A 12,140-nucleotide genomic window follows, 5' to 3' on the forward strand; every position below is an offset into this window, starting at 1 on the left:
GTGACGCCCCAATCCCACTTCATGGTGGTGGCAGCGATCGTGCCGGACCGGGAGTCCGGGCTGCGTGCGCTGCTGGACACGATGAACCTGTTGCCGGGCATGGCCGATCCTGCGAATGCACTCGTGCCCTTTGGCGAATTCGAGCGCCTGCACTTCGCGCGCTTCGCCGTACTCCCCGACACCGTCGGCGCCGACTTCGAGGTCTTCGATCTTCCGAGGCCGCAGGCGCCGCTGTATCTCGCGTTCCTCGGCGAATGCGACGGGCCGGCGCAGGCGCAGCTCGCGGAGTTCGCCGACAAGGCAGGCGAGGGGCTGCGTCGCATCTTCGCTCACTGCCAAGGCTTCGATGCGCGTGGAGATCTGCTCGCCTGGCTCAAGGCCCATCAGACGCCCACCTCTGCGGGCTATGTGAACTGGATCGGCCGCACCGTCAGGCAGGTCCGCGAGAACACCGCGCTGCAGAAAGCGCTGTCTTCGCAGGTGCCGCGAGACGGAACCGCTGCCGATGATCCGCAGGCCGCGCGCCACGCATTGATGGCCTTCGTGCAGGAGGAGCAGCTCCAGGGCCGTCTACTGCTGACATCCGAGGAGCGCACGCCCTTCGACTGGCAACTGCGCAATGTCCTGCACGCGGTGGGCATTCCCCTGATCGGGCTGATCCTGCTGCCGCTGATCATCGTGCTCGCGCCTTTCGCCATCGTGCTGCTGCGTCGCCACGAGAAGAGCGATCCCGAGTTCTGTCCGCGCCCCGAGCGGGCCGCGGTGCGCGAGATGCAGCAGCTCGAAGACCACGACCTCACCAACAGCTTCACCGCGCTCGGTCCCGTCAAGCCCGGCTGGTTCCGCCGCAGGCTGACGCAGCTCCTGCTGCTGCTGATCGACTACGCGGCGCGCCATGTCTTCGGCCGAGGGCATCTCGCGCGCGTGCAGACGATCCACTTCGCGCGCTGGGTCTTCCTTGACGACAAGGCGCGGGTGCTGTTCGCGAGCAACTACGACGGCAGCCACGAGAGCTACATGGACGACTTCATCAACAAGGCCGCGTGGGGCCTGAACCTGATCTTCAGCAACGGCTTCGGCTGGCCGCGCACCGACTGGCTGATCAAGGGCGGGGCGCGCCACGAACTGCGCTTCAAGTACTACCAGCGCCGACACCAGTTGCCCACGCAGGTCTGGTACAAGGCCTACCCCGGCCTCACCCTCACGGACCTGAACCGCAACCAGCGCATCCGCGAAGGCTTCGAGATGGCATCGATGAGCGACGAAGAGGCGCTCGCATGGGTGAGGCTGCTATGAGGCGCCCGGCGCGACAGGTCGACTACGAGGACATCCAGGGCATCGTGCGCTTCGGCTACAGGCGCATGACGCAGGCGGTCTTCCTGTTGCTGCGCGTGACGAATGCCGATGCCGCGCGTGCGTGGCTCGCGAACGCGCGCATCACCAGCGCCATGACGCAGGAGCCGCCACCCACGACCGCGCTGCAGATCGCCTTCACGAGCGAAGGCCTGCGCGCGCTCGGCGTGGCCGAGGACATCATCGAAGGCTTCTCGAGCGAGTTCATCGTCGGCATGAGCAGCGATCCGGCGCACGCACGGCGGCTGGGCGACATTGGCCCGAGCGATCCCGCGCAGTGGCAGTGGGGCGGCGCGCCCGAGGCGATCCCGCATGTGATGGTGATGCTCTATGCCGAACCCGGCGGCCTCGAAGCCTGGGGCATGGAGGCGATGGCTGGCGCGGAAGAGGGCTTCGTGCAGCTTGCCGGCCTCGGCACGTCCGACATGGACGGCGTCGAGCCCTTCGGCTTCGTGGACGGCATCTCGGAACCCACGATCGACTGGCAGCGCGAGCGCCCGGCGCGCGACGAGGAGCGCGAGGACTACACCAATCTCTCGTGTCTCGGCGAGTACCTGCTGGGCTATCCGAACGAATACGGCGGCTACACCGATCGGCCGCTGCTCGATCCGCAGCGCGATCCCGATGCGCTGCTCTCGCCCGCAGAGGAGGCGCCCGACAAGGCCGACTTCGGCCGCAACGGCAGCTACCTCGTGCTGCGGCAGCTCGAGCAGGATGTCTCCGGCTTCTGGCGCTTCATCGACGCGCAGGTGCAGGGCGACCCGACGGACCGCAAGCGGCTCGCCGAAGCGATGGTCGGCCGCACGATGGACGGCGAGCCGCTCGTGGGCCGTACCAACGAGGCGATCGACGGCGAGGACGACCCGCGCAACAGCTTCACCTACCGCGACGACGACGCGGGCCTGCGCTGCCCGATCGGTGCGCACATCCGCCGCAGCAACCCGCGCAATGCCGATCTGCCGGCAGGGCCGCCGGGCTTCGTCTCCTGGGCCAAGCGAACACTCGGCTTCGATGCCGAGGCGCTCGCGGGCGATCTCGTCGCCTCGACGCGCTTCCATCGGCTGCTGCGGCGCGGGCGTGAATACGGCCCCGGCGTCTCGCTTGCCGACGCCGTCGCAGGACAGGTGCCGCAGGAGGGCACCGGGCTGCATTTCATCTGCCTCGGCGCGAACATCGCGCGGCAGTTCGAATTCGTGCAGTCGGCCTGGCTCTCGGGCATCCGTTTCAACGGATCGCCGGACGAAAGCGATCCGTTGATCGGCAACCACCTCCCGCGCGCCGACGGCACCGCGACCGACTGCTTCTCGATGCCCGTGGCCGCTGGACCGGCGCAGCGGGTGTGCGGCCTGCCGCAGTTCGTGACCGTGCTCGGCGGGGCGTACTTCTTCCTGCCCGGGCTTCGTGCGCTGCGCTATATCGCGAAGGGAGAGCCATGAATTCGAACGCCAGCCGTCCGACGCCGCGCGCCAACACGGGCTCGTTGTGGCGCAACATGGTCAGCGATGCGGGCATGGCGTTCATCCGTCTGGAGCGGCGCTTCGATCCGCTGTTCAGGCCGGCGTTCGACGCCTTCCTGCGCGATCCGCTGGCGCGCTTCACCACATCGCTGATCAACAGCCGGCGTCAGAACGAAGGGCTCGGCATCGCGGAAGAACGCCTGCTGCCCGACGAGGAGAGCTTCACCGATTCCATCGTCAAGAGCTTCACGCGCCAGATGACCGACCTGTGGAAGCCCGGCGGCTTCGAGCGCGGCGGCAACACCAAGACGCAGGGCATCGTGCGCGGCGAGTTCGTCGTCCACGAAGACATCCCGGAACACATGAAGCGCGGCATCTACGCGAAGCCGCAGACCTTTCGCGCATGGGTGCGCTTCTCGGGGCCCGGACCCTACATCACCCCGGACATCGACGACGTGGGCTTCATGAGCATCAGCATCAAGCTCATGGGCGTGCCCGGCGACAAACTGATGGACGAGGAGAAGCACACGCTGGACATGTTCGCCGTCTCCACGCCCACCTTCGTGACGCCGGACGCGCGCTGCAATGCGGCCCTGCAGATCGAGAGCGTGAAGAACGCGCAGATCTTCTACTTCGTGAACCTGCGCGAGTCGCACATCCTCGACCTCGTGATGCAGTCGCTCTTCATCAAGACGCAGAGCAGCCCCTTCGAGGCGCCGTACTTCAGCTGCGTGCCGTACCTGATGGGCGAAGGGCAAGCGATGCAGTACTCGGTGTGGCCGAAGACGAACAAGCGCACGCCGATCCCGCGCCTGCCGCTGCGTCCGCCCGACGACTATCTGCGCAACGCGATGGTGGCTTCCCTCGCAGAAGGCGACGTGGAACTCGACTTCCGCATCCAGATGCAGACCGACTCGCACCTCATGCCGATCGAGAACGCGGGCGTGCTGTGGCCGGAGAAACTCTCGCCGCGCATCAGCGTCGCGACCTTGCGCCTGCCCCGCCAGAAGTTCGATTCGCCCGCGCAAATGGAATTTGCCAAGCGGCTTTCATACAACCCCTGGCACACCATTGCCGAGCATCGGCCGCTCGGCAACCAGAGCCGTGCGAGAAAGCGGATGTACTGGGCGCTGTCGACGCTGCGGCACAACATGAATGCGGTGCCGCACTTCGAGCCGACGGGGGACGAGGCGTTCGAATAGGGACTGCCTGTTTCCCGCGCCTCCCGGATCAGGCCCGCTGGCCGAGGTCGAATGACCGGCGATTGGCCCACAGATTGACCATCGCATCGAGTTCCGTCGCATAGATGCCGACCTGCGGCGGCCCGGTGGAGCCGTCGTCTCGGCGCTTGCTGCGCATGGTGGCGTGCCAGAGGCCGTCCGAGAGGTGGCGGTACTGGCCGAGGAATTCGCAGCCCAGCGGCGTCGTCAGCGAGAAGGCGCAGCGGCGCAGCAGGATGCCGTCGCTCCTGGAGCCTTCCACGCCTTTGGTCGAGACGAGAAGGTGCTCCCCGTCGTCCTGCAGGATGCTGTCTCTGGGGAGCTGGGGCAGCACTCCCGACGGCTGGTGTGAATCTGGCGTGTCCATGGCTCTGCCTATCGGCGCCCACGAGGCAAGTTGTAGGCGGGGTGTCACGAAAAGTGCAATCGCCGGTCATTTAGGGGGCGCGCGCACATCTCCCGGAAGCGCCGATTCATGCAGGGAATCTGATCCCAGGTCGGCCAGCCCGCCAGGGCGCGTACTTGTCCATGACCTGTGCGAAGACCGGCGCCTTCAATCGCGCCGAGAGCCACTCATGCAGTCGTGACCAGGGTTGCGCGTCGAACCATGTCGCATCGACCTGCGCGAACTGGCGGACGAAGGGCGCGATTGCGATATCGGCGAGGGCGGGCTTGTCGCCAAACAGGCAGCGGAAGGACTGCAGGCGCACATCCAGCGCCTTCAGGAAGACGGCGCCTTCCGCGCGGTGCAGGGCCGCATCGCGCAGGGCCTCAGGCTGCCGATCGGGGTATTTGTAGCCATCGAGGTGCCGCTTGAACGTGCCGTCGCACTCGGCGACGAGGGCCAGCATGCCGTCCAGCGTTCCGTGCGCCGGGCGCAGCCATCCTTCGGGGTCGTTGCTCCTAAGCGCCCACAGCATGATGTCCAGGCTCTGGTCGATCACGATGCCGTGCGGGTCGACCAGCACCGGCACCGTGCCCTTCGGCGATGCAGCGAGCAGTTCGGCGGGCTTGTCGCGCAGCACGACTTCACGCAGCTCGCAGTGCTGGCCGCTTGCCGCGATCGCCATCCGCGCCCGCATCGCATAGGGGCAGCGGCGGAACGAATACAGCACCGGCAGCGCTTGCGGCATCGTCAGATCAATCGGCGGATGGTCTTCTTGCGCCACACGAAGCGGTAGTAGCAGGCCTGCATCGTCAGCATCGCCGTGAAGGCCACGGGGTACGCGACCCAGATGCCGTTGAGGCCGATGCGGTGGCTCATCCACCACGCCACCGGCACTTCGATCAATGCGATGCAGAAGATCGAGATGCTGGTCGGCACCAGCACCGAGCCGCTCGCGCGCATGATCCCCGAGAGCGCCGAGCCCATGCCGAAGATCACGGTGCTCCACAGCATGATGTGCAGCAGCGTCTGCGCGACTTCGATCACCGGCTCGCTGGTGATGAAGAAGCCCATCAGCGGCCGCGAGAACAGGTAGCCCAGCACCACCAGCGCGCCGGTGAGCACGAGGTTCATCATCAGCGCGGTGCGCGTGATCGCGCCGAGGCGGTCGGTGCGCCCCGCGCCGATGGCCTGCGCGCCGAGGATGGAGGCGGTGATCGCGATCGAGATCGCCGGGAACTGCACGTACGCGACGACCTGGTTCACCGCGCCGTAGGCGGCGGTCGCATCCGACCCGTAGGTGTTCACGAAGGACAGCAGCGCGAGCTCGGCCAGCGACACCACGATCATCTGCACGCCGGTCGGCACGCCGACCTTGAGCACCGCCTTGAGCAGCGCCGGCCGCACCCGCAGATGCCGCACGAAATCGCCATCGGGCGCGAGCGGGCTCTTCTTGCGCCGCAGATGGAACGCGAGCCACGTCGTCGCGACCACGAAGGAGATCACGGTCGCGCAGGCGCCGCTCGCCACGCCCATCTGCGGCAGGCCGAACCAGCCGCGGATCAGCGCCGGCGTGATGAACAGGCCCATCAGGGTGGAGATCATCAGCGTGTAGAGCGGCGTCACCGTGTCGCCCACGCCGCGCAGCATCGCGGTGGACAGAAGGAAGATGAAGAGGCCCGGCATCGCGATCAGGATGATCCGCGCGTAGCTCGTCGCGTCGGCCAGGATGTCGTGCGGCGTGCCGAGCATGCGCAGCATCGGCTCGGTGAAGGCACCGCCGAACAGCGCCACGCCGAGGCCGAACAGCACGCCGACTGTCAGCGTCGTACCGGCGACGGCGCGCGCCTTGTCCGGCTCGCGCGCCCCCCAGGCCTGGCCGATCAGCACCGAGGCGCCCGCCCCGAGCCCGATGGTGAAGGCAATGAAGAAGAACATCACCGGGAAGAAGCCCGACACCGCGGCCAGCGCGCCGACGCCGATCATCTGGCCGAGGAACACGTTGTTGAGCGTGCCCGACAGCGACTGCAGGATGTTGCTGAGCAGCATCGGCGCGAGGAAGACGAGGAAGGTCTTCCACAGCGGCCGGGTCGCCATCGCAGCCGCGCGGGCATTGGCGTGCGAGGCGACCGGCGGCGGCACCGGGTCGGCCACCGACGCCGGTGGCGCGGTGATCTCGCCGGCGTGCTGGATGTCTTCCGGATCGATGGGATGGGGCGCGGTCTGGGTCTGCATCGGATGGCTCATTGGAGTACCTTCGCGCAGCAGCGCTTCGGTATTCGCCTTCGGAACGGCCGGGCGGCTCATGCGGCGGCACTCCAGGCCGCCGTAGCCAGCTTGTGCAGATGTGCCCGGACGTCTTCGGGCCAGTTGGCGATGTGTGCGTCGAAACGTGCGCGATCGCCGGCAAAGAGCGCGCGGGCCGCTTCCTCGAAGCCGGACAGATCACCGGCGATGACCGTCATGAAACGGTAGGTGGCTTCGCGCGCGGCGCGCTGCGCGTCGCGGTCGGCGTGCACATGGCGCGCTTCGTCGATCAGCCGCCGCAGCGCGACCGATGCGCCGCCCGGCTGGCGGCCCAGCCACTCCCAGTGGCGCGGCAGCAGCGTGACCTCGCGCGCGACCACGCCCAGCTTGGGCCGCCCGACGCCGCGCGCGGAAGGCTCGTCGTTCGCGATGGCAGGCGCGCCTTCGCCTTCGCGCAGATCGATGTCCAGCCGCTCGCCGGTGCTGTCGTCGAACACGAAGGGCTGCACTTGCCCGGAGCCGGCGCATTGCTTGCGCACCTGGGCGATGACCTTGGCGCGGGGACCCGACGCGATCCGCTGGAAGCCGGCGAAGGCCGTGAGATGGGTTTCGGGGGGGGGAGACATGGGCGCGAATAATACCCGGGCAAAAATCGAAGCGCAATCTACCCGGGTAAAAAAGCGCTCAGCGTGCGCGCCGGAAGCTGCGCCACGAGCGCCGCACGCTGTTGCTGATCGTGCGGCCGACGCGCCAGGGCAGGCTTTGCCGGACCATGCACATCAGCCGGTCCTTCCACCCCTTCCAGCGGGGATACCAGCGTGCGAACAGCGGGATGCGCATCAGCGCGGGCTCGACGAGCTGGAAGAGCCGCGCCACGATCGCGGTGCCCGCCAGCTTGGCTGCCAGGAGCAGCATCACAGCGCTTTTCGCGTGACCTTCCGCGAGCAGAAACAGGCCGATGAGCTTGATCGGAAAGAGCAGGACGACCGGCACGAAGAAGGCGAGCACCGCGCCCCACGGCGGAAGGTTGCGCAAGGCCTGCTCGACGCGCGCCCAGATCGGCAGGCGCGCGAGCTGCGCGACCAGCCGCGCGAGCGGCTCCCAGCCCCATTCCTCGAACAGCAGCACCGGCACGATCACGATCGCCGCGAGAACGCGCAGGAGTTTCTTGAGGAGGCCCATTGCAGGCCATTGTGGGGCGTCCGTGGAGGCAACTCGATACACGAGGTAATGCGAAGTCATCACCCGGGTGGACCCCACTGCCTATGGCAAACTTCCGCGCTTTCGCTTCATTCGCAACGCGCCTGAAACCTGGCGCCGGACTCAGGGACGTCCTTTCAGCATGCAGAAAATCATTCGCCAGCTCGCCGCAGAGATCAAGGTCGGCGAGCACCAGGTGAAGGCCGCCGTCGAGCTGCTCGACGGGGGCGCCACCGTGCCCTTCATCGCCCGCTACCGCAAGGAGGCGACCAACGGCCTCGACGACACCCAGCTGCGTGAACTCGAAGCGCGCCTTTCGTACCTGCGCGAGCTCGAGGACCGCCGCGCCGCGGTCATCAAGAACATCGACGAGCAGGGCAAGCTCACCCCCGAGCTGCGCGCCGCGATCGAAGCCGCGCCGACCAAGCAGGAGGTCGAGGACCTGTACCTGCCCTTCAAGCAGAAGCGCCGCACCAAGGGCCAGATCGCGCGCGAGTTCGGCATCGAGCCGCTGGCGGACAAGCTGCTGGCCGATCCGACGCTCGATCCGGCAGTCGAGGCCAAGGCCTTCCTGCAGCCGGCCACCACGCTCGACGACGGAAAGCCGGGCCCCGATTTCTCGACGGTGCCGGCCGTGCTCGACGGCGTGCGGGACATCCTCTCCGAGCGCTGGGCCGAAGACGCCGCGCTGGTGCAGAAGCTGCGCGAATGGCTGTGGAGCGAAGGCCTCTTCAAGTCGAGCCTGATGGCGGGCAAGGACGAGAACAACGCCGAGGTCGCCAAGTTCCGCGACTACTTCGACTACGACGAGCCGATCGGGCGCGTGCCCTCGCATCGCGCGCTGGCGGTGTTCCGCGGCCGCGCGCTCGAAATCCTGGACGCGAAGCTCGCGCTGCCGGTCGAACCTGAGCCGGGCAAGCCGTCGATCGCCGAAGGAAAGATCGCGCTGCACCTGGGCTGGAGCCACTCGGGTCGCGCGTCCGATGACCTCATTCGCAAGTGCGTGGCGTGGACATGGCGCGTGAAGCTCGCGCTGTCGACCGAGCGCGACCTGTTCACCCGACTGCGCGAAGACGCCGAGAAGGTCGCGATCAAGGTCTTCGCCGACAACCTGCGCGATCTGCTGCTCGCCGCGCCGGCCGGCCAGCGCGTGGTGATGGGCCTCGATCCGGGCATCCGCACCGGCGTGAAGGTGGCGGTGGTCGATGCCACCGGCAAGCTCGTCGAGACCGCGACCGTTTTCCCGCACGAGCCGCGCAAGGACTGGGAAGGCTCGCTGCACACGCTCGGCAAGCTCTGCGCCAAGCACAGCGTGAACCTCATCGCGATCGGCAACGGCACCGCCAGCCGCGAGACCGACAAGCTCGCCGCCGACCTCATCAAGCTGCTGGCTAAGATGAGCGCCCAGGCCGGCGCCGGCACGCACGCCATCGAGAAGGTGGTGGTGAGCGAGGCGGGCGCCTCGGTCTACTCCGCGAGCGAATTCGCGGCGCAGGAAATGCCCGACGTGGACGTGAGCCTGCGCGGCGCGGCCAGCATTGCGCGCCGGCTGCAGGATCCGCTGGCCGAACTCGTGAAGATCGATCCCAAATCGATCGGCGTGGGCCAGTACCAGCACGACGTGAACCAGAGCGAACTCGCGCGCACCCTGAGCGCGGTGGTCGAGGACTGCGTGAACTCGGTCGGCGTCGACCTCAACACCGCTAGCGTGCCGCTGCTGTCGCGCGTCTCGGGTTTGTCGTCGAGCGTGGCCAAGGCGGTGGTGCGCTGGCGCGAAGCCAACGGCGCGTTCGCGAGCCGGCAGCAGTTGCTGGACGTGACCGGCTTCGGCGCGAAGACCTTCGAGCAGAGCGCGGGCTTCCTGCGCATTCGCGGCGGCGCCAATCCGCTGGACATGACCGGCGTGCACCCCGAAACCTATCCGGTCGTCGAGCAGATGATCGAAAAGACAGGCAAGCCGGTGAGCGAGCTGATGGGCCGCGCGGACATGCTCAAGACGCTCAAGCCCGAACTGTTCGCGAACGAGAAGTTCGGCGTCATCACGGTCAAGGACATCCTCGGCGAACTGGAAAAGCCCGGCCGCGATCCGCGTCCCGACTTCAAGGTCGCGCGCTTCAACGAAGGCGTGGAGGACATCACCGACCTGGTCGAGGGCATGGTCCTCGAAGGCACGGTGAGCAACGTCGCGCAGTTCGGCGCGTTCGTCGATCTGGGCGTGCACCAGGACGGCCTCGTGCATGTGAGCCAGCTCTCGCACAAGTTCGTCAATGACGCGCGCGAGGTCGTGAAGACCGGCGACATCGTCAAGGTCAAGGTGATGGAAGTCGACGTGGCGCGCAAGCGCATCGGCCTCTCGATGAAGCTCGATGCCGCGCCTTCGCGGCGCGATGGTCCGCGCGAGAACCGCTTCGAAGGCGCGGGGCGCGGCTACCAGCAGGGCTCGCGGCGCGACAACTCGCCGCAGCCGGCCGGCCAGATGGCCAACGCGTTCGCCAAGCTGCAGGGCTTGCGCAAGTAATTGGACGCGGCAGCGGGCAGGGCATGAGGGCGCTTCGCATCTACGCCGGGCCTGCCGCCCGCGAACACATCGCCGCGAACGGCCTGCGTCCGCAGGACGTTCGCACCGTCCCCGGCGCCGCCGGCGGGCCGAAGGGCTTGATCCTCGGGCCGATCGACCGCTTTCTCTTCGGCGACTGGCTGCCGCAATCGACGCAGCCGGTCGATCTGGTCGGCGCATCCATCGGTGCATGGCGCCTCGCCAATGCCTGCCTGCAGGACACGAAGGACGCCTTCGTGCAGTTCGAGCAGGGCTACATCCACCAGCACTTCGAAGTACCTCCGGGGCAGAAGCGGCTGACGGCGCGGCAGGTCAGCGCGCAGTTCGGCGAGGGGCTGCGCAACTTCTATGGCGGGCGCATCGACGAGGTGCTGCGTCATTCGCGCTACAGGCTTCACGTGATCACCGCGCGCGGCCGGCACATCCTGGGCCGTGAAGGCAGGGCGCGTACGCCGGTCGGGTATCTCGGTGCCTTCATCACCAACAGCGTGCATCGCAAGAGCCTCGGTGCGTGGCTGGAGCGGGTGGTGTTCTCCACGCCGGGTGCGGCGCTGCCTTTCGGCACGCGCGATTTCCGCACGCGGCAGGTCGAGCTGATCAAGGGCAACTTCGAATTGGCACTTCAGGCCTCGTGCTCCATCCCGTTCATGCTCGAAGCGGTGCACGACATTCCGGGTGCGCCGCGCGGTGCCTACTGGGACGGCGGCATCACCGACTACCACCTGCATCTCGACTACGGCAATGCCGACGGCATCGTGCTGTATCCGCATTTCCAGAAGGCGGTGGTGCCTGGCTGGCTGGACAAGGGACTCAAGTGGCGCCACAAGGCCACCGGCTTCCTCGATCGCATGGTGGTGCTCGCGCCCAGTCCCGAATGGGTTCGCAGCCTGCCCAATGGCAAGCTGCCGGACCGCAACGACTTCGTGCGCTACGGCAACGATGTGCCGGCGCGGGTCAAGGCATGGAGTACCGCCGCGAAAGAGTCGCAACGGCTGGCGGACGAACTCGCCGAGTTCCTGCATCGCGGAGGCACGGACGATGTGCTGCCCCTGTGACTTGTGGCCGATGGCCGGCTAAAGTCGAGGCGCATCGGAGAGAGTTCATGAACCTGACGCGCGTCATCGGCCTGATCCTCATCGTCGCGGGCATCGTGGCCCTCGGGATGGGCGGCTTCAGCTACACGAAGGAAACCCACCAGGCCAAGATCGGACCCATCGAGCTGGCGATCAAGGAGAAGCAGGAAGTGAACTTCCCGATCTGGGCCGGTGTTTCGGCCATCGTGGTGGGCGGCGCGCTCCTGGTGTTCGGCGGCCGGAAGGGCTGATTCAGCCGCTCCCCGTTCGGCCATAGGACGCGAGCAGCGTCAGCGCCGACGCCAGCATCGGCGCGAAGGTGAGCGCCATGCCGGTCACGCGGAACCCATAGCGCTCCCTGATCTGGCTCACGCCAACGGCATGCAGCACGCGCCCGAGCAGGATCGAGATGCCCAGCGCGTGAAGGAACCAGGGCTGCGGCAGCGTCGACGACACGAAGTACATCAGCAGCAGGTTCAACGGCACGTATTCCGCGAAGTTGGAATGCACGCGCATGGCGCGCAGCATGCGCTCGTCGCCTGCGTCGCCGATCACGATGCGCAGGCGTCGCCGCATCACCAGCGTACGGAAACTCAGGCCGACGAAGAGCAGCGCGAGGAGGGCCGCATAGAGCCAGACGATGGGCAT

12 protein-coding genes are annotated in these 12,140 nt (G+C 67.3%); 6 read left to right on the plus strand and 6 right to left on the minus strand.

What is annotated here, in order from left to right; all coding sequences use genetic code 11:
- The 3 genes from WKW77_RS00935 to WKW77_RS00945 are packed head-to-tail and all read left to right on the plus strand — an operon-like array spanning position 1 to position 4,012.
- Entirely contained in the window at positions 1-1,296 is a 1,296-nt protein-coding gene (locus WKW77_RS00935; RefSeq protein ID WP_340354952.1) for a hypothetical protein, read from the plus strand.
- Positions 1,278-2,789: a Dyp-type peroxidase gene (locus tag WKW77_RS00940; RefSeq protein WP_340354953.1), complete on the plus strand. Its 1,512-nt coding sequence runs from the start codon at positions 1,278-1,280 to the stop codon at positions 2,787-2,789. Before WKW77_RS00935 ends, WKW77_RS00940 begins: the two co-directional genes overlap by 19 nt.
- Positions 2,786-4,012 (plus strand): catalase family protein, encoded by a 1,227-nt coding sequence (locus WKW77_RS00945; RefSeq protein ID WP_340354954.1) that lies wholly within the window; start codon positions 2,786-2,788, stop codon positions 4,010-4,012. Before WKW77_RS00940 ends, WKW77_RS00945 begins: the two co-directional genes overlap by 4 nt.
- A gap of 28 nt (positions 4,013-4,040) precedes the next feature.
- Here the strand turns inward: WKW77_RS00945 and WKW77_RS00950 are convergent, their stop codons facing one another.
- The 5 genes from WKW77_RS00950 to WKW77_RS00970 form a co-directional block, all read right to left on the minus strand.
- Positions 4,041-4,397 carry a hypothetical protein gene (locus WKW77_RS00950; protein ID WP_340354955.1) on the minus strand — a complete coding sequence of 119 codons (357 nt, stop codon included), beginning with the start codon at positions 4,395-4,397 and terminating at the stop codon, positions 4,041-4,043.
- A gap of 106 nt (positions 4,398-4,503) precedes the next feature.
- The gene (locus tag WKW77_RS00955; RefSeq protein ID WP_340354956.1) at positions 4,504-5,163 is read right to left on the minus strand and encodes a glutathione S-transferase; all 660 of its coding nucleotides are present in this window, start codon (positions 5,161-5,163) and stop codon (positions 4,504-4,506) included.
- A 2-nt stretch (positions 5,164-5,165) separates the two neighbouring features.
- A complete protein-coding gene (locus WKW77_RS00960) occupies positions 5,166-6,512 on the minus strand; it encodes an MATE family efflux transporter (protein WP_340355576.1) in 1,347 nt (448 codons plus the stop codon).
- A gap of 206 nt (positions 6,513-6,718) precedes the next feature.
- Positions 6,719-7,288, minus strand: coding sequence for a DUF2239 family protein (locus WKW77_RS00965; RefSeq protein ID WP_340354957.1), 570 nt, complete (start codon positions 7,286-7,288; stop codon positions 6,719-6,721).
- A gap of 58 nt (positions 7,289-7,346) precedes the next feature.
- On the minus strand, positions 7,347-7,844 hold the full coding sequence (locus tag WKW77_RS00970; protein ID WP_340354958.1) for a hypothetical protein: 498 nt from the start codon (positions 7,842-7,844) through the stop codon (positions 7,347-7,349).
- Positions 7,845-8,004: 160 nt separating this feature from the next.
- Between WKW77_RS00970 and WKW77_RS00975 the strand changes: the two genes are divergently transcribed.
- Genes WKW77_RS00975 through WKW77_RS00985 form a run of 3 tightly spaced genes read left to right on the plus strand, consistent with a single transcriptional unit; the run spans position 8,005 to position 11,743 of the window.
- Complete coding sequence (locus WKW77_RS00975; protein WP_340354959.1) at positions 8,005-10,380, plus strand: Tex family protein; 2,376 nt, start codon at positions 8,005-8,007, stop codon at positions 10,378-10,380.
- Positions 10,381-10,403: 23 nt separating this feature from the next.
- Entirely contained in the window at positions 10,404-11,474 is a 1,071-nt protein-coding gene (locus WKW77_RS00980; RefSeq protein ID WP_340354960.1) for a patatin-like phospholipase domain-containing protein, read from the plus strand.
- Between the two features lie 47 nt (positions 11,475-11,521).
- The gene (locus WKW77_RS00985; RefSeq protein ID WP_340354961.1) at positions 11,522-11,743 is read left to right on the plus strand and encodes a hypothetical protein; all 222 of its coding nucleotides are present in this window, start codon (positions 11,522-11,524) and stop codon (positions 11,741-11,743) included.
- Between the two features lies 1 nt (position 11,744).
- Here the strand turns inward: WKW77_RS00985 and WKW77_RS00990 are convergent, their stop codons facing one another.
- Positions 11,745-12,140, minus strand: a complete 396-nt coding sequence (locus WKW77_RS00990) for an MAPEG family protein (RefSeq protein WP_340354962.1) — start codon at positions 12,138-12,140, stop codon at positions 11,745-11,747.

The sequence above is a fragment of the Variovorax ureilyticus genome, assembly GCF_037889935.1.
GTDB classification, from domain to species: Bacteria; Pseudomonadota; Gammaproteobacteria; order Burkholderiales; family Burkholderiaceae_C; genus Variovorax; species Variovorax ureilyticus.